Annotated in this window: 16 protein-coding genes and 1 tRNA gene; 9 read left to right on the forward strand and 8 right to left on the reverse strand. The window is 64.3% G+C overall.

Translation table 11 applies throughout. The features are described 5' to 3' along the window. The first annotated feature begins 2 nt into the window (after positions 1-2). Entirely contained in the window at positions 3-1010 is a 1008-nt protein-coding gene (locus tag PE058_RS16620) for a TraB/GumN family protein (protein ID WP_271028911.1), read from the forward strand. A gap of 80 nt (positions 1011-1090) precedes the next feature. Here the strand turns inward: PE058_RS16620 and PE058_RS16625 are convergent, their stop codons facing one another. After that, the gene (locus PE058_RS16625; RefSeq protein ID WP_026867940.1) at positions 1091-2002 is read right to left on the reverse strand and encodes a LysR substrate-binding domain-containing protein; all 912 of its coding nucleotides are present in this window, start codon (positions 2000-2002) and stop codon (positions 1091-1093) included. 251 nt (positions 2003-2253) lie between these two features. Here PE058_RS16625 and can point away from each other — a divergent pair, with 251 nt between their 5' ends. The 3 genes from can to PE058_RS16640 all read left to right on the forward strand — a co-directional run bounded on the left by can (position 2254) and on the right by PE058_RS16640 (position 6746). Further along, positions 2254-2979: a carbonate dehydratase gene (can, locus tag PE058_RS16630; RefSeq protein WP_271028912.1), complete on the forward strand. Its 726-nt coding sequence runs from the start codon at positions 2254-2256 to the stop codon at positions 2977-2979. A gap of 170 nt (positions 2980-3149) precedes the next feature. Next, positions 3150-4130, forward strand: coding sequence for a TerC family protein (locus PE058_RS16635; protein ID WP_442908663.1), 981 nt, complete (start codon positions 3150-3152; stop codon positions 4128-4130). 294 nt (positions 4131-4424) lie between these two features. Next, positions 4425-6746, forward strand: coding sequence for a heavy metal translocating P-type ATPase (locus PE058_RS16640; RefSeq protein WP_020085378.1), 2322 nt, complete (start codon positions 4425-4427; stop codon positions 6744-6746). Positions 6747-6912: 166 nt separating this feature from the next. On the opposite strand, the gene PE058_RS16645 is transcribed toward PE058_RS16640, so the two are convergent. Both PE058_RS16645 and PE058_RS16650 read right to left on the reverse strand, forming a co-directional pair. Next, positions 6913-7314, reverse strand: a complete 402-nt coding sequence (locus PE058_RS16645) for a DUF1398 family protein (protein WP_026867938.1) — start codon at positions 7312-7314, stop codon at positions 6913-6915. A gap of 266 nt (positions 7315-7580) precedes the next feature. Next, positions 7581-7665 (reverse strand) — tRNA-Tyr (locus tag PE058_RS16650). A 340-nt stretch (positions 7666-8005) separates the two neighbouring features. On the opposite strand from PE058_RS16650, the gene rlmB reads away from it, so the two are divergent. Continuing rightward, entirely contained in the window at positions 8006-8869 is an 864-nt protein-coding gene (rlmB, locus tag PE058_RS16655) for a 23S rRNA (guanosine(2251)-2'-O)-methyltransferase RlmB (RefSeq protein WP_271028913.1), read from the forward strand. 67 nt (positions 8870-8936) lie between these two features. Here rlmB and PE058_RS16660 read toward each other — a convergent pair whose 3' ends face one another. Further along, positions 8937-9263, reverse strand: a complete 327-nt coding sequence (locus PE058_RS16660) for a hypothetical protein (protein ID WP_020085375.1) — start codon at positions 9261-9263, stop codon at positions 8937-8939. Between the two features lie 196 nt (positions 9264-9459). After that, a complete protein-coding gene (locus tag PE058_RS16665) occupies positions 9460-9840 on the reverse strand; it encodes a hypothetical protein (protein ID WP_156827298.1) in 381 nt (126 codons plus the stop codon). Between the two features lie 255 nt (positions 9841-10095). On the opposite strand from PE058_RS16665, the gene PE058_RS16670 reads away from it, so the two are divergent. Both PE058_RS16670 and PE058_RS16675 read left to right on the forward strand, forming a co-directional pair. Further along, positions 10096-12261 carry a GumC family protein gene (locus PE058_RS16670; protein ID WP_271028914.1) on the forward strand — a complete coding sequence of 722 codons (2166 nt, stop codon included), beginning with the start codon at positions 10096-10098 and terminating at the stop codon, positions 12259-12261. After that, positions 12261-13586: a VpsF family polysaccharide biosynthesis protein gene (locus PE058_RS16675; RefSeq protein ID WP_271028915.1), complete on the forward strand. Its 1326-nt coding sequence runs from the start codon at positions 12261-12263 to the stop codon at positions 13584-13586. Before PE058_RS16670 ends, PE058_RS16675 begins: the two co-directional genes overlap by 1 nt. Here PE058_RS16675 and PE058_RS16680 read toward each other — a convergent pair. The 3 genes from PE058_RS16680 to PE058_RS16690 all read right to left on the reverse strand — a co-directional run bounded on the left by PE058_RS16680 (position 13565) and on the right by PE058_RS16690 (position 17337). Beyond that, complete coding sequence (locus tag PE058_RS16680) at positions 13565-14698, reverse strand: glycosyltransferase family 4 protein (RefSeq protein ID WP_271028916.1); 1134 nt, start codon at positions 14696-14698, stop codon at positions 13565-13567. The two genes, PE058_RS16675 and PE058_RS16680, sit on opposite strands and share 22 nt — an antisense overlap. Positions 14699-14761: 63 nt before the next feature. Next, positions 14762-16039 (reverse strand): glycosyltransferase family 4 protein, encoded by a 1278-nt coding sequence (locus PE058_RS16685; RefSeq protein ID WP_271028917.1) that lies wholly within the window; start codon positions 16037-16039, stop codon positions 14762-14764. A gap of 32 nt (positions 16040-16071) precedes the next feature. Further along, entirely contained in the window at positions 16072-17337 is a 1266-nt protein-coding gene (locus PE058_RS16690; RefSeq protein WP_020085369.1) for a nucleotide sugar dehydrogenase, read from the reverse strand. Between the two features lie 240 nt (positions 17338-17577). Here PE058_RS16690 and PE058_RS16695 point away from each other — a divergent pair, with 240 nt between their 5' ends. Both PE058_RS16695 and PE058_RS16700 read left to right on the forward strand, forming a co-directional pair. Continuing rightward, positions 17578-18690: a glycosyltransferase family 4 protein gene (locus tag PE058_RS16695; protein WP_020085368.1), complete on the forward strand. Its 1113-nt coding sequence runs from the start codon at positions 17578-17580 to the stop codon at positions 18688-18690. Then, positions 18690-20627 carry a heparinase II/III family protein gene (locus PE058_RS16700; protein WP_271028918.1) on the forward strand — a complete coding sequence of 646 codons (1938 nt, stop codon included), beginning with the start codon at positions 18690-18692 and terminating at the stop codon, positions 20625-20627. The genes PE058_RS16695 and PE058_RS16700 overlap by 1 nt, the downstream gene beginning before the upstream one ends. Positions 20628-20633: the final 6 nt, after the last annotated feature.

Consider the following 20633-nt stretch of genomic DNA (forward strand, 5'->3'; position numbering starts at 1 on the left):
CAATGGCAAAAACAATCGCGACGGTTCGTGCAATCGCAGTATCTGCGATGGTCTTGGTCAGCTCTTTGAGCCCATCGAACAGCTACGCGGCACCGCAGCCCGGGTGCGAGGGACGCAGTCTCATCGCCGAACTCTCACTCAAACGTCCGGCAGGGGTCGCATCCTTGCTCGAAAATGCAAGGCAGGCGGAAAACAGTCAGGCGATCCTGTGGCGCATCGAAAGGCACGGCATTTCGCCGTCCTACGTTCTCGGCACGCTTCACATCGCTCACCCTAGCCTTCAAGAGCTTAGCCCGGCCGTTACATCCGCTATCACCGCTTCGCGTGTGGTCGCACTCGAGCAAGAGCAATTGTCACGCGGCGCTTACGGTCATGTGATGGCGCAGGCCGGAAAGCTGATGAGCGCCCGCGACAAGCCTTTGCAGCGCATGCTGGACGATAGCGAATTGCGTGTGGTCGAAAAGGCGATCGCCGCCGCGGGCTATCCCGAAGACCTCGCACTAGGCGTCCGGCCGTGGGTGGCCACACTCTTTCTGGCGGCTGGATGCCCGAATGTGACGCATGAACCCATGGATCTCATCGTCGCAAACTTTGCCAAGTCACAAGGCAAGAAAATCGTGGGGCTCGAAACTCTTCTCGAACAGTTTGAAACGCTGGCTTCCATACCAGACGAAGCTCAAGCTGCCTGGCTACGCTCCAGCATCGAGATGAATGACCGGGCCGACGACGTGACGGCCACGATGCTGGAACTCTACAAAGGCCGGCAAATTTCAGCTTCGCTCGATCTCATGCGTGAGCTTGCACCGAACGCGGGGCTCACGGATGCACGTATGCAGGACATCCGGCACGGCCTGATCACCGCGCGCAACGTGCGAATGGCCGAGCGGGGACTGCCGTTGTTTGAGACTGGCGGCGCCTTTGTCGCCGTTGGCGCAACCCACCTTCCGGGAGCGGACGGCCTTATCTCGATCCTGAAGTCGAGCGGGTTCTCTGTGACGCCTGTCGAATAGCCAAGCTCGTCACATAGCCGAGCTCTGGGGACGCCAGCGCTGCCAGATCTTTCTGTGCTTCAGCGCGGCCTAACCAGTGCTTATCGGCGTCTTTCGAGCCCGGCTTCAACCATCTTCTTGAAGAAGCCCGCGAGCTTCTCGTAGGTTTCCCTGCGTGCGCTGGACTTGCGCCACGCCATGCCCATCGTCCGAAACAGCGGACGATCCTTTATCTCGAGCAGCCTCACGTCCTTGTCCTGAATGAGCTCGCTTCTTGCGTAGAGGCCAGGCATGAACGTGACGCCGAGGCCCATCACGACCATCTCGCGCAACATGTCGAGGCTCGTCCCCTCGAAATCGTAGCGCAGCCTGGCGCCCGTGGTTTTGCAGAGCTCGATGGCCGTCTCGTGCAGCTGGTGGCCCGGCCCTAAGGCCAGGACATCCTCTCCCTTGATGTCCGCCAGCGTCGCATGTGCCTTCTTGCCCAACGGATGATCCGCCGCGACGGTGAGCAGGAGCGGCTCGCGGAACAGGACGACACTTTCTATTTCCGCGCCTTTCACCGGCAAGGGACAGATGATGACGTCATGCACCCCTTCCTCGAGCGAGCGCGGGAGAAGCTGGGGCAGGTCCTCACGCACATAGAGCCGCAGATCCGGGTAGGTCCGGTGCAGCTTCGGCGCGGCACGCTGCATCAGGTATGGACCAATGGTGGGCGGCAACCCGAGCCGCAATAGGCCGCTCAATTCCTTGCTGCTGCTCGAAGCGAGACTCCGGATCTCGCTTGCGTCTTTCAGCATGCGCCTGGCGATCTCCACGATCTGAGCTCCGAGAGGCGTAAGCAGTGCCCGAGAGGTCGTGCGCTCCACGAGCTGAGCGCCGAGCCGGTCCTCCAGCGCCTTGATCTGCTCGCTCAGTGTGGGCTGGGTCGTGTTGGCCCGCTCCGCCGCGCGCCGGAAATGGCGCGTCTCCGCCAATGCGACGAGATATTCGAGTTGTCTCAGGCTTGGCACTGCTTTCGCGTCCTCTCCTCACAGGCTTTCGTCGAAGAACGACGCGCATAGGAAGGTCATCAGGCCGAATAAATCAATCGGAATTTCCGATCAGTAGACCGGCTAAAACCCATTGGACGACGATCGGTAGAATACCCATCTTGCCACTCAACGGGGGCAACACCCGCCTGGGCGAGAGCTGACTTGGGAGAGCGATCGCGTGCGGCGAAACACGAAGGCGGAGCCTCCAACACCAATATCAAGGAGCAGAAATGGCTGAACTCGAAAGACTGTTCAAAAACAACAGGGCCTGGGCCATCGCGCAAGCGGAAGCCGATCCGCACTATTTCTCGCGCCTCGCATCGGGCCAGGCGCCGAAATATCTCTGGATCGGGTGCTCCGACAGCCGCGTGCCCGCCAACCAGATATTGGGGCTCAGTCCGGGCGAGGTTTTCGTTCACCGCAATGTCGCGAACCTCGTCGTTCACACCGACATGAGTTGTCTGTCGGTCATTCAGTTCGCGGTCGAGGTGCTGAAGATCGAGCACATCATCGTCTGCGGGCACTACGGCTGCGGGGGCGTGCATGCCGCAAGCGGCTCCGGACAGCACGGCCTTATCGACAACTGGCTGCGCAACATCAAGGACGTCTACCGGCTGAACAAGGCCGAGCTCAATGCCCTATCCGATCCGCAAGCGCGGGAGGATCGCCTGTGCGAGCTCAACGTGATCGAGCAGGTAAAAAACGTCTGCCACACGACGATCGTGCAGAACGCCTGGGCGTGCGGACACCCGCTTTCCGTGCACGGGCTGATATACGCGTTGAAAGACGGTCTCCTGCGCGATCTCGCCGTTCGCATCAACACCCCCGAAGCGCTCGAGGCGATCTATCGGACGCATGCTCGCGACAATGCCGCCCCGGCTGGTGAGAGGCCCCAGCGCGATCCAGTCATTCGGCTCGAGCGCGAAACGATCCGCTACGCAAACAGCACATTGTAGAGCACGACGCAAAAGCACGCCGGACTTTACTCGCGAGGCTCCCGAGGCGGCTCCCGCTGGAGACGCTAGAAAGAGCCTCGCGATACATGATCGCGCGACGGCTTTCTCTGCCCTTTTCGCAATGGCGCCTGACAGCGGCTCCTGCGCCTATGAGACGTTAGGAAAAATCCTTGGACCTTCTATTCGAGACCTTCCTCGATAAGCCCATCTGGATGTGGGCAGGCTTCTTCAGCGTGGTGCTGATGCTGCTCGCGCTCGATCTCGGTGTCTTCAACCGCACGCCGCATGCGATAGGAACACGCGAGAGCCTCATCATGAGCGCCTGGTATATTGTTATGGGGCTCGCGTTCGGTGTGTGGGTCTGGATAAGTCTCGGGGCCCAGGCCGGGTCGGAGTACTTCACCGGGTTTCTCGTCGAAAAGACGCTGGCGCTCGACAACATCTTCGTCATCTCGCTCATCTTCGCCCACCTCGCGATCCCCGCCGTCTATCAACACCGCGTGCTCTTCTGGGGCATCCTTGGCGTCATCGTGCTTCGGGCTGTCATGATCGGCCTCGGAGCCGCGCTGGTTTCCGAGTTCTCGTGGATCCTCTACCTGTTCGCGCTCTTCCTGGTCGCGACGGGTTTCAAGATGCTCCTCATGGAGGACAAGCCCCCGGAGCTCTCCGACAACCCCGTGTTGAAGCTCATCCGCCTCGTCTTCCGCGTCACCCCCGAGCCCCACAAGGAGCGCTTCTTCGTGCGCCTGCCCGATGAGCGGACCGGCCGGGTTGTGCTGTGGGCTACGCCGCTCTTCGTTGCGCTCCTCATGATCGAGATCGTCGATCTCATCTTCGCTGTCGACAGCATTCCCGCGATCTTCGCGATCACGACGGACCCGTTCGTCGTCTATACGTCGAATATCTTCGCGATCCTCGGCTTGCGCGCGCTCTACTTCGCGCTGGCGTCTGCAATCGACCGTTTCCGTTATCTGAAGCCGGCGCTCGCTGTGGTTCTCATCTTCATCGGCGCGAAAATCTTCATTGCCGACGCCCTCGGATGGGAGAAGTTTCCGGCGAGCGTGTCTCTTGCCGTCACCCTGGCAATCCTGGCGGTGGGACTTCTCTACTCGGTCATGCAGGCTCGGAAAGAGGCTCAGCTTCCGTCATGACTTGTCCGTCATGGGGAGGCTGAGCCGCCTCGCTCATGCTCACGCGCCTAGTCCTGGACCTGGGCTCGGGCCTGGGCTCCGGTCTTAGGCTCGGACTTGGGCTTGATACCGGATGTGATTTGATCACAGACAAGGCGGCCTATCTCAGCGTAGAGGCATTTATTCAGCTCGATATTTAGTCCTCCAACTCACGGTGCACGGGCTCGGGGCGCAAAGTCCTGTCGCGCCCTCAGCCCGCTCTGACGAGAGCCGACTTGCCGAGTATGCTCGCTTCCTGGAAGCGAAAGGTGCTGGATGGGTTCCTATCTGGATCGGATCGGGGTTTCCGCGATCGATGAACGTCTTGTCAGGCGGGTCCTGCTGCTTGCGGTTCTGGTTGGACTCGTTGCGGGAGGAGCGGCGTTTGCATTGGCCCAAGAGCGGGCGGCAGACTGGCTCTGGATCGGGGCCACCCTTCCGGTGGTCATCGCACTTGCGATTTCCATCACTCGCGATCTTCTGGCGCGACGCATGGGTGTCGATGCGATCGCGCTCCTGGCCATGGCGGGCGCCATCGCGCTCAACCAGTCGCTCGCCGCGATTGTCATCGCCATCATGTACACGGGCGGCACCGTCCTCGAGGACTACGCCGTTGCACGCGCCGAGCGCAATCTCAAGTCGCTGATAGACCGCGCTCCCACCATCGCGCTCCGCCGCAAAGGCGATGCGAGCGAGGTGGTTCCGATCTCATCGATTGCCATCGGCGATACGATCGCGGTCCGCGTGGGCGAGATCGTGCCCGTGGACGGCCTCATTACGTCGCCGCTTGCGGTTCTCGATGAATCCGCCCTGACCGGCGAGCCGATTCCTGTCACGCGGCCTCGGGGCGAGAGCGTGCGGAGCGGGGCCATCAATGCGGGCGATACCTTCGAGATGACGGCGCTCGCCACGGCCGAGGACAGCACATACGCTGGCATCGTGCGTCTCGTGACAGCCGCCCAGACGGCCAAGGCCCCTTTCATCCGCTTGGCCGACACGTATGCACTCTGGTTTCTGCCGCTTACGATCCTCGTTGCCGGGCTGGCCTGGGTGATGTCCGGCGAGGCCGTCCGGGCCCTGGCTGTCCTGGTCGTCGCCACCCCCTGCCCGCTGATCCTGGCCGCGCCGGTCGCCTTCATCGCGGGTGTCTCTCAGGCAGCACGCCGCGGCATCATCATCAAAGGCGGGGCTCCCCTGGACGCCCTGGCGCAGACGCATACCGTGCTCTTCGACAAAACTGGAACGCTGACGGTGGGCGGTGCCCGTCTCGTTGCGGTCGAGACGGGACCGGGAGAAAGTGCCGATGACGTCCTTCGGCTTGCCGCGTCTCTGGAGCAGGCGTCCCAACATGTCGTTGCCAGCGCGATCGTGTCCGCCGCCGCGGCCAAGGGGCTTTCTCTCAAGACACCATCGCAGGTGCATGAGGTCGCGGGGGCAGGCCTTGAGGGGATCGTCGATGGGAAACGCGTCCGCGCGGGCTCGCACCAATTGATCTTCGGGTCGCATCGGCCCGACGATTGGGCGCTCCGGGCATTGCGCCGCGCGTCGTGGCGATCTGCGCTGAGCGTCTTTGTCTCCATCGACGGCCGCGTCGCGGGCGCGTTGCTGTTGGGCGACGAACTGCGCAAGGAAACCCCGCGCGCGGTGCAGTCGCTTCGCGCGGCGGGGATTTCGCGCATCGTGATGGTGACCGGTGACCGGGCGGACGCGGCCGAGACCATCGCCGCAGCGCTCGACATCGACGCCGTTCTTTCGGATCGGGATCCATCCGACAAGGTCGACGCCGTTGCCATGGAGAGCCGGCTGCATCCGACCCTGATGGTCGGTGACGGCATCAACGACGCCCCTGCACTTGCCGCCGCAGACGTGGGCGTTGCCCTGGGTGCGCGGGGGGCCAGCGCTTCATCGGAGGCGGCCGATGTGGTCATTGTGGTCGACCGCCTTGACCGCGTTTCCGAAGCGGTGGCCATCGCCCGCCGCTCCCGCCGCATTGCCATGCAAAGCATTGTCATCGGCATGGGCCTATCGGGCATCGCCATGGCCGTGGCCGCCTTCGGATGGCTCGAGCCGGTCGCAGGCGCGCTGACGCAAGAGGCGATCGATGTCGCAGTGATTGTGAATGCCTTGCGCGCGCTACGCCCCCCATGGGGGTCCGGAAGAGGCGTCGTTCCGGGGAACATGGCAAAGGATCTTGGCGAACAGCATCGGCTCCTGGAGGACGTTCTGGACAAGCTCCTCCAGATCTCCGATGCGCTCGACGACGTTGAGGGTCAAAAGGCGGTAGACCTGATCCTCGAAGCTCATCGCCTTGTCGAGGACAGCGTCGTAACCCACGAGCGGGAGGACGAGACGATCATCTACCCGCGCCTTACGCGGTACCTGGCAGATGGCCACGGGCTCTCTGCGATGAGCCGCGCTCACAGAGAGATTTTGCATCAATCGAGGCTGCTCGCCCGGATTGCCAGCAATCTACGCGCAGAGGACGCCGACAAATATCTGGTGCGGGATGCCCAGCGCGTCATTGGATCGATCGAGGCGCTCGTTCGCATCCACAACGCGCAGGAGGATGACATCTATGAGCACGTCGCCCAGGGATAGCGGCGAGGCCCGAATGCTCTCGTAGCAGGCGGCGAATGCGGCCTACCATGAGATCGACGGCTCCATGCAGCCCGCTCTTCGCGGGCTGCATGGAGGATTTATGCCGTCATCGATAATTCAGCGACATTGCGGGAGCTCGAGTGCGAGCGCGCCGACAACTCCGCGTTCAGCTCGGGAACATCTCGACGTGGGTTTCCGCGGTGCGCCCAATGTAGAGGACGCGCCGGCCAGACAGCGAGACGATGTAGCTCGCGCACCCTGCCGCAACCGCCTTCTTGCAGAAACCGGTGTAGGTATAGCCGGGCACATTCTGTTGAGCCTCGCGGATTGCCGCTTGCAGGGCTTTCGCATCGAAGGCTTCGGCGACCGGCTCACCGACCTGATGCATGTCCAGAACGACGCTATCTCCGCGCTTCGTATAGTAGGTCGCGGCACAACGGAGAAAATCGATCTGGTAGGCTTCGAAACCTTCCTGCGTGAGAGTTGCGAGGATCTCCGGGAACGTCTTCGTGTTGTCCTCGGCGGCCTGAAGGCAGGCCCTGGCGACGGCCACTTTGCTCTCGTCCATCTCGTGCTCCACCACTAGAGGTCCTGCGAAGCGGGTCGCAGTCTCGACGCCAGCTGTGGCACGACGCTTGTCTTTTCTGAGGCCGATCCGCCGGGACGTTTTCTTCCAATCAAGTTCGGGAGATCAATTCTTGGCGGAGTAACAGCCGCACCGGCCGCGCAGACCCGCCAAGTTGAGCGGCGCTTTCGGCACTGGATAAGTCCATGCTACCTGGGCCTAAAAGGAGGCTGAAAATTATGCTGTTATTTCAATTATATAAGGAGGATTGGTGGAGGGGGCTGGATTCGAACCAGCGTAGGCGAAGCCAACGGATTTACAGTCCGTCCCCTTTAGCCACTCGGGCACCCCTCCGTGACCAATCCCATCGTGCGTGGCGCGGCAGCACGCTCAAGAGCCGCCTCATCCGCCAGCACTGTAAACGAAATCGCCCTGCGCTCGCCGAGCGGCAGGGCAACGCCCGTCCTTATGGTAATCCGGCCCACCGATGTCAATTGGAAAAGCGCGCGAAAACCCGTATGCGTTCCGGGTCAGGCCGAGTCCGCCCGCGCATGGCAAGGCATGCGGGCGATACGGGCGGCCGAACATGTTGTTTTTACATCGATAACGACCTGCGAAACCGCGAGCGAGACAGCGCTATCGCAGGCAATCCGTCCCCTTTCTACGGCACAGCCGCATTCCGGAGCAGAACACAATGACAAGCGGCTGGGCGGGAAAGAAATCAGCGAAGAAGGGCGGGTTCGGCCGCCCCGCCAAGGGCGGGGACCGGCGGGCAAGCCGGCCTCGCGGGCAGGCGCCGGGCGGACGGGCAGCCGAGATCGCCGATGACGGCATGGTGCGCCTTTTCGGAAGCCATGCGGTCGAAGCTGCGCTCAACAATCCGCGCCGCCGTGTGCTGCGCCTGCTCGCGACAGAGAACGCGGAGCGCCGCTTGGCGGATGTGATCGCCGCCAGGGGTGTTCCCATCGATCGCGCGACGCCCGGCGATCTCGACCATCTGCTCGGGGCGGACACCGTGCATCAGGGACTTCTGCTCGAGGCCGAGCCACTGCCGGAGCCGACGCTCGAGGAGCTGGTGAAGCGCGCGGCGGAAACCGGCCCGCTGGTGCTGCTCGACCATGTCACCGATCCGCACAACGGCGGCGCGGTGCTCAGGTCCGCTGCTGCGTTCGGTGCGGCCGGGGTGGTGATGACACGCCGGCACAGCCCGCCGCTCAACGGCGTGCTGGCGAAGGCCGCCTCGGGTGCTCTCGATCTGCTTCCGGTGCTGCCCGCGCAAAATCTGGCGCGGACGATGCTCGAGCTGAAGGGCCTTGGCTTCCGCCTGATCGGCCTCGAAGGGAGCGCGCCGGACCGGCTCGAGAGCGAACGGTTCGAGGGGCTCACCGCGCTGGTGCTCGGGGCGGAAGGCAAGGGCCTCCGCGAGCTCACCCAGCAGACCTGCGACAGGCTCGTCTCCATCACGACGGGCGGGCCGCTCGAGAGCCTCAACGTTTCCAACGCAGCCGCCGTCGCGCTGCATTGGGCGGCATACGCCCGCCGCTCTTATTCGGGCTGAATTACATAAAAAGGACGGAGCCGAAACCGGCTCCGCCCTTCTCAATCTCGAAATTCTCGCGGCTCGATCAGTCGCAATAGGTCGGGCGCCAGCAGGTCCAGCGGCCACCGCGGCAAACCGTATCGCCCCAGCTGTTGGTGAAGCAGCGACGGTTGCGCCAGCCGCACTCCTCCGGGCCCGGATAGCATTCGCCGGACGAGCGGTAGTAGTGGCGATCGTAGTCACGCTCGCGCGCGTGACCGTAAGCACCAAGCAAGCCAAGACCGATGATGCCAGCGGCCACGCCTGCGGCCACTCGCCCGCCGCGCCCTGCTTCGGCCGGCTGAATCGATGACGCCGTAACGCCTGCGATCAGGCTGAGCGCCATCAGCGCATGCATAATCTTCTTCATCATGGGTCTCTCTCCCCACTCCTCGGGTGTGCTTCCGATCTGAGATCAACAACGCGCCTCAGCGGAAAAAAGTTCATGCGATCAGAAAATCATGTCGCGCATGAATGCGGCATGAACGCGGAGGAGACGTGCCCGAAAAATGCTAAAGGCCGCCTTAATGGCGGCCTTTGCGTGACGTGCATGACTGGGTTGCTTGTGCTCACCAATCGCGATGACGGTGGTGACCGCGATAGTCGTGACGATGATGCCCCTTGCGGTAGGCGTAAGCCGGACGCGGATAGCCCCAGGCCTGATAGTAGGGAGGCAGCGGTGCCACCGGGCGGCAGCAGGCGCGGCGATAACGCAGCTCTACCGTGGGGCGCCAGTAGCCCGAGTTGTAATAGGGATAGTAACGCCGGGGAGACGGATAATAGGCGTACCGATCCAACTCGTAGTCCGAGCGGTAATGGCGATGATAGAAGGGATAGTACTCGTTCGTGCCGTGGCGGTGATAGTGACCGCGGTGGCCGGCCTCGGCGGCGACCGGGATCAGGGCCAACCCAATGGCGGCCGCAAAAAGGGCAAAGACCCTAGAACGCATGGACGGAACTCCTCGGGGTCGAAATGAGCAGATTTCGCCATCACCCTAAAGCACAACGCATAAAATTGCTTTAACTTCGCTCGCCAATCAGCCGTCTGATCTCATTCGCGGCGGGCGAAGGCCCTCATTACCGCCTGTGATCCGCCATCGGTAACCAATTGATTAACGATGCCTTTCATTCGGCGTCGAATGAGCACATTGGTGGAGCATCCCTGAAGCGCGAGAGGCTTTCCAAGGTACGCGTACACGATGCTGATGACCTCGCCGTATTCGATCTCCGGACAAGAAACGGGGCGCGAAACCACCGACCTTGCCGGACTGGTCGACATCCTGCGTCGCGGCCTTCCGCAGATCCTGGTGACGACCGCGCTCGCACTCCTGCTCGCCGTCCTCTATCTCGTCTTTGCCGCGCCGAGCTACACGTCGAATGCCGTCCTCTACATCAATCCCAGCCCCAACCGGGTGGTGAACGAGACAGCGCCGGCGCCGAACAGTACGGGCGCCGATCTCGCCATCGTCGACAGCCAGGTGGCCATCATCTCGTCTGACGCGATGCTGCGGCGTGTGGTCGATACGCTCAGCCTGGACAAGGACAGCGAGTTCTCCGGCACCGGTCCGCTGACGAAGCTCAAAAGCCTGCTCTCTAATTCCGCCGCGCCCGACGCTAAAGCGCTTGCTGCCGAAAAGCTCGCCAAGCGCATCAAGATCCTTCGCGCACAGAAGACCTACATCGTCGAGGTGGAGGCGACGGCCAGCTCTCCGGCGAAAGCCGCACAGATCACCGACACGCTCATCAGCCTCTATCTCGCGGACCAGGCAACGGCGCGCGCGGAGGACGAGCGGCGTGCGAACGAGCTTATCACGGGCCGCCTCGGCGAGTTGCGCGACGAGGTGCGCCAGGCGGAAGACCGTGTGGACGATTTCAAGCGCCGCAACGGCATCACCGTGTCCGAAGGCGGCATCGTGGGCGAGCAACAGCTCGGCAAGCTCAACGGCGAGCTGGTGGCCGCGCGGGCAACGGCCGCGGAGGCCAAGGGCCGGCTCGATGCCGTGCGATCCGCAGCCGCCTCCTCCGGCGCGGCGCTCGACGCAATGCCGGAAGCGGTGCGTTCCGCCACCATCCAGCGGCTTCGCGAGCAGCACGCGCAGGTCGCGCGGCGCGTGGCGTCGCTCTCCTCGCAATTGAAATCCCGCCATCCGGTGCTGATCGAGGCGCGCTCGCAGCTCGGCGAGATCCGCGCGCAGATCGATGCCGAGTTGCGGCGCATCGCCAACGCGCTGGCCGCGGAGTATCGCATCGCATCGAGCCGCGAGCTCGAGTTGCAGCGCCTGATCGAAACGAGCAAGGCCGAGGTCTCACGCACATCCACAGCACAAATCAAGCTCAGGGAGCTCGAGCAGGACGTCGCGACGAGCCGTGACGTGCTCGGCACCTTCCTGCAGCGGGCGAAGGAAACGCGCGAGCAGGAGCAGATCTCCGTTCCCTACGCGCGCGTCGTGTCGCCCGCGACGGCGCCCTCCAAGCCGAGCTGGCCGATCAACTGGCTCGTGCTCGGTCTCGGCGCGTTCGGCGGACTTGGGCTCGGCATCGTGCGTGTGCTGGCCGGGGCCCAACTCGACACCACCGTGCGGCTGACGCCGCGCACGTTCCAACTCGGCAACCACGCCTTGTTCCCTATCCCTGCGCTCGGCGAAGCGCGCCTCTCGCGGATCGGCTCTGTCTCGAGCCGCCTGCCGGCGCTTCGAGGCACCACGCAAGAGACCGAGGATCTCGGCCGCGCCCTCGTCGCCGTGTCCGAGCCCGAAAGCGCGGCGGAGACGGCCTATCGCCAAAGCATCCTGCATCTGCTCGCTTCATTCGAGCAGGATCGCCATGACAGCTATCCCTCCGCGATCATGCTGTGCGCGGCAGATCGCGAAAGCGAGGCTGCGTCGGTCGCGCTCGCACTCGCTCAATCCGGGGCACTTCGCGGCGAGCGTGTGCTGCTGGTGGATGCCTGCTCTACGGACGCGACGCTTTCTGCCACCCTCGCCCCCGACCTCACGGAAGGCTGGGCGACCTTGCTCGCAAAGCCGGAAGCGCTCGCGGCGCATACGGTGAGCGATTCCAAATCGAGCCTCGCCTTCCTTCCGCTGGCGAGCGCCGATCTCAGGCTCCTGAAGCGCGGCGAGCGGCGTCAGCTTGCCGCCAATCTCGCGGCGGCGGCGCTCGACTACGATCTCGTCATCATCGACGGCGGGGCGCTGGCGAGCGACGAGTCCGCGTCCGCACTTCTGCCGCTGGTGGACAAAGTCGCGATCGTTGCGCGCAGCGGAAAGACTCCCCAGCACCGTCTCGACGATCTCTTGCGTGCGCTCGCACCCGTGAGAGACAAGATCTCAGGCGTGGTCCTCACCGGCACGGGCGTGGGGCGGGCGTGATGGCCGCCTCTCTGCGCGCCCAGCCCTTCCCGGCCTCCCGTGGCGCGCTTGCGACAGGCAGCGCGGAAAGCCGTCTCTTGACGGCGGCTCTGGCGCTTTTCGTCGTTCTGGTGCTCGCCCTGTCACCGTTCGCACTGACCGCGCTTGGCTTCGACTACTCCGAGACGGGCGGCAACGCGCTCACCAAATTTCATCCCGCAACGCTCTACATTCTATCGCTGGCGCTTCTGGCGGCGCTCGCGACCTCAGATCCGTTCGGCGCCATTTTGCGCGCGCTACACGAGGCGCCGGTGGCGTTTCTGATGCTGCTCGCGATCCTGCTCGGAACGCTCCACTCGGCGTTCATCTCGCGCCTGCCCGTCACCCCGCTGATCGAGACCTTCCTGCCGGCCGGCGTGACCCTGCTGCTTCTTCGCCGCATCCCTGAGCAACGGGGGCGAACGCTTGCGCTGCTGATCCACGGCATCATGATCGCCAACGCGGCGCTCGGCATTTTCGAGTATCTCAGCGGCTGGCGGCTGACGCCGTTCGTGATCAAGGGCGAGGATCTCGCTTATGAATGGCGCTCCACCGCGCTTCTCGGCCATCCGCTGGCAAACTCGATCCTCACCGGCAGCTACATACTCACGCTTGCCGTGGGCGGCGGGCGCGATCTCCCGCGATGGCTGCGCCTCGCCGCCTTCTGTCTCAGTCTCGCGGCGATGGTGACCTATGGCGGGCGCGCGGCGAGCGTTCTCGTCGTCCTCATGCTCGCCGCGCTCGTGGTACGTAGAGTGCTGGCGGTGCTGAACGGCGCTCCCATCAACGTCACGACCGTGACCGCGGCCCTCGTCAGTGTGCCGTTCGCAGGGGCTGGACTTCTGACGCTGCTCTCGACCGGCTTTCTCGAGCGTTTCCTCGACCGCTTCGCCGATGACTCGGGCAGCGCCCAGACGCGCAGCGACATGTTCGAAATCTTCTCGCACGTGCCGCTTCCAGATCTCCTGTTCGGCCCCGATCCGCGGCTGGTTGCGACATGGCAATCTCTGCTGGGACTCGAACGTGGCGTCGAAAGCTTCTGGCTGAGCTTTCTCCTTTCCCACGGACTCCTCGTCAGCCTCGTGATCTTCGCCGCGCTGCTTTTCTTCTGCCGCGATCTCGTGCGCCGCACATGCCCGGGGGCCGCCTGGGTGCTCCTCTATTTCGTCGGCGTCGCCTCGCTTTCTCTGAGCCTCGCGGGCAAGTCGAACGTGCTGACCGTCGTCACGCTCTTCGTCCTCGTGCTACTGCGAGCCTCGTCCAGCAACCGAACGAGCGCGATCGCTCAGGCCGTCAACGTGCGATAGAGCGTGAGATAGGCGTCGCGCATGACCTCAATGTCGTGCGCTGCGGCGGTGCGCCGTCCCTCCTGTACGAAGCGGGACGCCGCCGGACGATCCTCAAGAATCCGCGCGATCTTGTCCGCGAGGTCGCCCGGATCTCCGGCGTGCGCAAGGTAACCGTTGATGCCGTCGGATATGAGCTCAGCCGGACCATCCAGCCGCGAGGCGACGACCGGTACGCCGGCTGCCATCGCTTCGAGGATCACCAGTCCGAAGCCTTCCTGGCGCGAGGGCACGACGCAGATGTCGGCATCGCGGATGTGCTCCGCCGCGTCCGACACGCCTTCTAGGATCTCCACACTGTCAGCCAGACCATGACGCTCGACCAGAGAGGCCAGCAACGCCGGCGTCTCGGGCTGATCGCGCGAGGGCGATCCCACAAGGCGAATGCGCACGGGAGTGCCGCGAGCCCTCAGCAGCGCGGCGGCCTCGATCAGAACGTCCTGGCCTTTGATGTCATGGACCAGGCGGGCGACCGTGACGAGGAGAGGTACGCGATCCGGCTCCCGCTCCAGGCGGCAGGCCAACGGTTCCTCTGCCGTCCGGAAACGGGACAGATCGACGCCGTTCGGGATCAGCACGACGTTACGCAGCCCGCTTTCCTCGCACTCGCGCGTGACCGCCCTGGAAATGGCGACGGTGCGATCCACCAGCGCGTTGTGCAGCATCCGGTGGCGGGCGCCGTACCCTGATGCGACGTTCATGGCGTGGACCGTGAACACAACGCGCAGGCGCGGCTGCGCGAGCTTGGCCAGCATCGCCCACATCTTGCTGCCCCGGTTATGGGCGTGGATGATCGTGGGGCGCGTGTCGCTCGTGAGCTTCAGAAGCCGGCCAAGATAGCGCGGGTCGCGGGAGCCGCGCGGCCTGTTCCAGGCGAGCACTTGGGCAGGTCCCTCGCGCAACTTCTCGAGAAGAGCGGGATCGGCTTCGTTCATCACCACCACGGTGACGTTGCGCGCCTGCGCGACATCGAGCGCGCGCACGAAATCCACGAGCAGCCGCTCCGCCCCGCCGACGCCGAGCGACGAGATCAGGTGCACGATTCGCGGCGATGGTCCGCTCGGCCTCTGCATAGCGCCCTTCCGCTCCCGCCTACGCCCGGCACCTCGCGGCGCCTGCCCGCACCTGTTCTAGCATTATGTCTCGACCTGATCGCGCACCTTGCCTGCGACGGCGCGAGCGTTTTTGTGCTCCAATCTCCGGTAGGCGGCGATGAGGCGGGGGATCTCATAGCTCCAGGCCATCTGCGTCTCGATCCGCTTTCGGCCTGACGCGCCCATGCGCGCACGCGCGTCGGGGTCTGCAAGAAGCTCGAGAAGCTTCGCGGCAAAATCGACCGGGTCATTGGCCTTGGCATAGAGCGACGCGTCGGCCGCGCTGACGCGGCCCTCGGCAACGTCGAACTGAACGATCGGTTTTCCGAGCGCCATGTATTCCAGAATCTTGTTCATGGTCGACTTGTCGTTCATGGCGTTCACGCGATCCGGGTTCACACACACGTCCGCCGTGGACAGCATCTCGAACAGCAGCGCATCGGGCACGCGGCCAAGGAACGTGACGTGGTCCGCAAGGCCTAGATTGTCCGCCTGCTTCTTGAGCGCTTCGGTGCTGGGTCCGCCGCCCGCAAGGCAGAACTGCACGTCGTCGCGACCGAGGGTGTGGACGACATGGCGCGCGGCCATCAGCAGCAGGTCGATGCCTTCCTGATCGCCCATGACCCCGACGTAACCCACGAGATAGCGGCGTCCTTTGCGGTGGGCCGGGTTCGGCTCCGCATGTTTCACGCGCGTGAGATCGGGTCCGCTGCGCACCACGAAGACATCCTCGGGCTTCTTGCCGCCGCGCTCGATCGCGATCCTGCGGTAGCTCTCGTTGGTCGATATGACCACGTTCGCCGTCTTGAACGTCAGCCACTCGAAGAGGCGCAGAAGCCTGTGAAAGCCGCCTTGCCGCCCGAACTTGGCCTCGTAGAGCTCGGGATTGATGTCATGGTGATCGAACACATAGCGCTTGCCGATCAGCTTGAACGGCAGGGCCACGAGGAAGATGAGATCAGGCGGATTGCAGCCGTGGATGACATCGAAGCCGTGCCGCCTGAGCACCTTCAGCGCGAGGCGCATCTCGTGATAGAGGGCTGCGCCGTATTCGACGAGGTAGCCTGCGGCCGCGCTCGCTTCCGTTGGCAGGGGATGGCGATAGACGTGGATGCCTTCGAGGCATTCGTAAGCCGCATCGTGGCCTTTCCCGGTGGGACAGATCACCGAGACAAGCGCGCCGGCCTCCTTCAGAGCGCGCGCTTCCTGCCACACGCGCCGGTCGAACGGCACCGGGAGGTTCTCGACGATGATCAGCACCTTGCGGCCCGCGAGTGGTGCCACCTGGTGGTCATCCAGGCCTTCGATGGTTGTCAGCATGTCCCCGTCCCCAGAAGTCCCCAAGTGCCTCGTCAAAGAGCGTTGATGTTGATGAGCGGCGCCGGCATGAGAGCCACGCCTCGCGCGCGGCCGTTGGTGTCGATCACCCGGTCATAGGTAGTGGATGCGGCCACCTCTTCCGACACCAGCAGCTTGGCCATGTTGGGCAGATGCGCGAAGGCATAGCCAAGGTTCTGGCCGAGAAGCTGATCCGGCTTCACAGCGGGATCGAGGATCGAGAGCCGGTAGCCGTTCTGGAGCAAGCGGCGCGCGAGATCGAGCTGAGGGGCTTCGCGCAGATCGTCGGTTCCGGCCTTGAAGGCGAGACCGATCATCAGCACGTGCGATCCCTTGGGCAGATCCTTTGTCGCAAGCTCGTAGAGAAAGCGCTTGTGCGCCTCGTTGGATTTCAGAAGCGACTCGATGAGGTAGGCGCTGGAGCCCGTGTCGTCCGAGAGATACTGGAGCGCGCGGACGTCCTTCGGCAGGCACGAGCCGCCGAACGCCCCGCCCGGGCGGCAGTAGTACGGGGAGATATTGAGCTTGCGGTCAGAGATGAAAATCTCGTGCACCTTCGACGCGTCGATGCCGAGCGCCACGCAAAAGCGGCCGATCTCGTTGGCGAAGGCCACCTTCACGGCGTGGAAAGTGTTGTCGACGAACTTCGTGAACTCCGCCTCCCGGAAACGCGTGACGAACGTGGGGGCGTCGATGGTGCTGTAGAGCGCCTCGATCCGGGTCGACGGCTTTCCGTCTTTGGTTCCGACCACAATTTTCGGGGGAGCCAGGTAATCGGCCACGGCGGTGGATTCGCGCAAGAACTCGGGATTGTAGACGAGTTCGACGAGCGCGGCGTTTTTCTCGCCCAGCACGCTCTCGAACACGGGCGCGATCAGCTCCTCGATGGATCCGGGGCGCATCGTCGAGCGGTAGACGACCGTCAGCGGCTCCGCTCGCGCGCTATCTGCGAGCGCAGTCGCGATCTCCTTCGAGACGTTCATGACATAGGACATATTGTGCGCGCCATCCGGCGCGCTCGGCGTACCGACGCACACCATCGCAATGTCGGCATCCGCGATCGCGTCCCTGGCATCGGCGACCACCGTCAGCCGCCCTTCGCGCACGCCCGCGGCGAGCAACTCCTCCACGCCCGGCTCGAAAATCGGAGAGCGCCCGGATGCGACCGCGCGGCTCTTGCGCTCGTTGATCTCGACTCCGACGACCGTATGCCCTTCACGCACAAGGCAGGCCGCGCCGGTGATGCCGACGTATCCGAGACCAAAAATCGCAATCTTCACCGGGTCTTCCTATCGAGAGTCGTGCGCGCGGGGAGGACCGGCACAGCACGGGTGCCGGAGCAGTCCGAACGGAGGGGATATCGACGTGACTGTACCCGGCTCTCCGCGCCAACCTCTCTCAAGACGGTAGATACCGTTAACAACGCCGCTTAAGACTGTAGGCTGACGCATGCTTGCGTCCGGCCGTCACTTGCCGCCTATGCGGTAGAGAGCGGACCGACAGGGGGCGTCCAGCGCATAATGAGCGGCGACATCGCAAACACTCAGGCAAGAGCGGGTAAAACGTCCGTCTACGTCCTTGTGGCGACGCCGCTTGGCCACGGCGGCCGCGGCGGCATCGATCGCCTGATGGATGCGGTGAGGGACGAAGCGCGCGGCGGAAAGATTGGCCCGTGCGATGTGCGCTTCGCGGCGACACGCGGTCAACGGAGCATCTGGTTTTCGCCCCTTTACCTTGCGAGCTTCCTTTTGCGCATGGCGTGGCTCAGAGCGCGCGGGCTGCTCGACGTGGTGCACATCAATCTTTCGAGCCACGGCAGCGTGCGGCGTAAATCGATCGTCGCGCGTTCGGCCCGCATGCTCGGCGTCCCCTATGTGGTTCACCTCCACGGCTCTCGCTTCCAATCGTTTTTCGATGCGGCCGATTCCGGAACTCAGGCGTCCGTCCGTCAGCTTTTTGCCGGAGCTCGGCGCGTGATTGTGCTTGGGAGCGCGTGGCGGACGTTCGTTGCCGATCGCGTTCCGGAAGCCGCCTCGCGCATCGTGATCCTTGCCAATGCCTCGCAGCCGCTTTCGCGCTCCCTTGAGCGCCGTGACGGCGTTCGCATTCTCTTCCTCGGTCAGGTCGGTGCCCGAAAGGGGGTGCCAGACCTGATCCGTGCGCTTGCTCGCCTCAAGGACGTTGCGGGGTGGCGCGCGACCATCGCTGGCGATGGGGATGTCGCGGTGGCGCGCGAGCAGGCTCAGGCGCTCGGCCTCTCCGCTCACGTCACCTTTCCGGGATGGGTTGGCCCCGAGGAAGCGCGCGCGCTTCTCGTCTCGTCCGACATTCTGGTGCTGCCGTCTTTCGACGAGAACCTACCGATGTCCGTGATCGAGGGCATGTCGGCCGGCCTCGCCGTCGTCGCAACTCCGGTGGGTGCCGTCGAGGACATCGTCCGAAACGGAGAGACCGGCCTGCTGGTTTCTCCCGGAAACTCAGATGAGCTCGCCGACGCGCTGCGCCGGCTCGTTGCGGACGAGCGCCTTCGTCACGCGCTCGGGGACGCGGCTCAGGATTTTCACCGCCGCAATCTCGAAATCGGCGCCTACGTCGCGCGGCTCGCAAAACTCTGGACGGAGGCGTGCCGCTGATGTCGCTCGCCTGGTACATCCGCCGCCTTCGCAGCATGAGCCCAGCCGAGATTGCACATCGGGTTCGCGAGCTGGCTCTGAAAACCAGCGCGCGCAGGCGCACGGAGGGGTGGGAGCGCTATGCGAGCCCCGGAGGCGTGCCGCGCATTGCCGGTCTGCGGGAGGCGGTGGAGCGCGCCTCGCCCGAAGTTCGCGATGCCATTCACAGAGCTGCGAGGCGTGCGATCGAAGGGCGCTTCAGCGCGCTTGGATGCGACTGGCCGAGACGCTGGCCGGGCGTGCCACTCTCTGCCGATCTCTGGCGGCTCGATCCCGTCACGGGACGGCTGTGGCCCGGTGCGGACACGTTCACCTTCGACATCAACTACCGCCACGAGCGCCGCTTCGGTGACATCAAGTACGTGTGGGAAATCAACCGGCTTCAGTTTCTCCAGCCGCTCGCGGCCGAGGTGGCTCTCGGCGGAGATCCGAAGGCGCTCGCCCTGATCGAGGAGACGATCGGGAGCTGGCACGCGAGCAACCCGCCGTTCCGCGGCCTCGCCTGGAATTCCGGCATCGAATGCTCGTTGCGGGCGATCAGCCTGATCGTGGTCGCCTCGCTCGCCGGAGATCGCCTCTCGAACGAGACGATTGCGCGCATTCGCGAAATTCTCGCAGCCCACGCCTTCTGGCTCCGGCGGTTTCCGTCGCGCTTTTCCTCCGCCAATAACCATCTCGTGGCGGAAGCGGCAGGCGAGCTTATTCTTACGATCGCCATGCCGGAGCTTCCTCGTGCGTTCGCGCTCGAAACGGAGGCGCGCCGTGCGCTCGAGGCCGAAGCGTCCCGGCAGATCCTGGCCGATGGCATGGGGGCCGAGCAATCGCCCACCTATGGTGCCTTCACGGCGGAGTTGCTGCTGCTCGCCGCCATCGCCGCGCGCGGATCGGACAAGCCGCTTTCGGCCATCGTCGATCAGAGGCTCGGGCAGTTCGCGCGTTTCGTCGGATGGATTGCAGACGCGAGCGGCGCTGTCCCCGCATTCGGCGATGACGACGAGGGGCGCGTCCTGTCGCTCGCGGGATACGAGCCGGCCTATGCCATGTCGGTTGCCCGCGCCATCAGCGGCTATCTCGCGCAGACGCCAGAAGGCCTTGTTTCGGTTTCGCCGCATCTCCGCGACGCGATTTTCTTCGCGCCGCCCGCACCTACGCCGCCTCCGCGCGGCCTCGCGACGTTTTCGAGCGGAGGGCTGTCCGTCGTGCGGGAAACGCGTGCTGGGCGCGACCTCGTTCTCGCACTCGACCACGGTCCGCTCGGCTATCTTTCCATCGCGGCGCATGGGCACGCGGACGCGCTTTCGCTTCTCGTTGCCCTCGATGGCCGTCCGCTGCTCGTCGATCCCGGCACGTACCTCTATCACTCGGGTGGCGCGTGGCGCGACTGGTTTCGCGGCACCGCGGCCCACAACACCCTTTCCATCGAAGGGGCGGATCAAAGCGAGATTTCAGGCCCTTTCAATTGGGGGCGAAAGGCGGATGCGCGCCTCGATGCGTTCCAAGACGGCGCCACCTGGCAGCTTCGCGCCTCGCACGATGGCTACGTTCCGAAGTTCGGCGTGCGGCACGAGCGCACCGTGGAAGCGGCGAGTGACGGCTTCACGATTCGGGACCGGCTGCTCGGCGCCGAGACGCCGCTTCCGGTCGAGATCGTGTTTCAGCTTGCGGCGGATTGCGCAGCCTCCCGCGACGGGCAGGTGGTGACCGTGACGCCCGCTATCGGCGCGCCCGTTCGCATCGCATTCGAGACGCCGGGCGACATCGTGCTTGCGCGCGGGGCGCCGGAGCGTTCAGGCGGGTGGGTTTCGCCGGCCTTCGGCCTCAAGCATCCGGCTTGGCGCCTCGCGTGGCGAGGACGCATCGGCAGCTCCGGAGCCGTCGTTCGGTTCGTGCTCGCGTAAGGAGCA

Source organism: Hyphomicrobium sp. DMF-1 (genome assembly GCF_027886585.1).
GTDB lineage: Bacteria > Pseudomonadota > Alphaproteobacteria > Rhizobiales > Hyphomicrobiaceae > Hyphomicrobium_C > Hyphomicrobium_C zavarzinii.

Coding starts and splice junctions, on each gene's coding strand:
- PE058_RS16620 (WP_271028911.1), top strand. CDS start 3: ATGGCAAAAACAATCGCGACGGTTCGTGCAATCGCAGTATCTGCGATG.
- can (WP_271028912.1), top strand. CDS start 2,254: ATGGCTGAACTCGAAAGACTGTTCAAAAACAACAGGGCCTGGGCCATC.
- PE058_RS16640 (WP_020085378.1), top strand. CDS start 4,425: ATGGGTTCCTATCTGGATCGGATCGGGGTTTCCGCGATCGATGAACGT.
- PE058_RS16645 (WP_026867938.1), bottom strand. CDS start 7,314: ATGGACGAGAGCAAAGTGGCCGTCGCCAGGGCCTGCCTTCAGGCCGCC.
- rlmB (WP_271028913.1), top strand. CDS start 8,006: ATGACAAGCGGCTGGGCGGGAAAGAAATCAGCGAAGAAGGGCGGGTTC.
- PE058_RS16660 (WP_020085375.1), bottom strand. CDS start 9,263: ATGATGAAGAAGATTATGCATGCGCTGATGGCGCTCAGCCTGATCGCA.
- PE058_RS16665 (WP_156827298.1), bottom strand. CDS start 9,840: ATGCGTTCTAGGGTCTTTGCCCTTTTTGCGGCCGCCATTGGGTTGGCC.
- PE058_RS16670 (WP_271028914.1), top strand. CDS start 10,096: ATGACCTCGCCGTATTCGATCTCCGGACAAGAAACGGGGCGCGAAACC.
- PE058_RS16675 (WP_271028915.1), top strand. CDS start 12,261: ATGGCCGCCTCTCTGCGCGCCCAGCCCTTCCCGGCCTCCCGTGGCGCG.
- PE058_RS16680 (WP_271028916.1), bottom strand. CDS start 14,698: ATGCAGAGGCCGAGCGGACCATCGCCGCGAATCGTGCACCTGATCTCG.
- PE058_RS16685 (WP_271028917.1), bottom strand. CDS start 16,039: ATGCTGACAACCATCGAAGGCCTGGATGACCACCAGGTGGCACCACTC.
- PE058_RS16695 (WP_020085368.1), top strand. CDS start 17,578: ATGAGCGGCGACATCGCAAACACTCAGGCAAGAGCGGGTAAAACGTCC.
- PE058_RS16700 (WP_271028918.1), top strand. CDS start 18,690: ATGTCGCTCGCCTGGTACATCCGCCGCCTTCGCAGCATGAGCCCAGCC.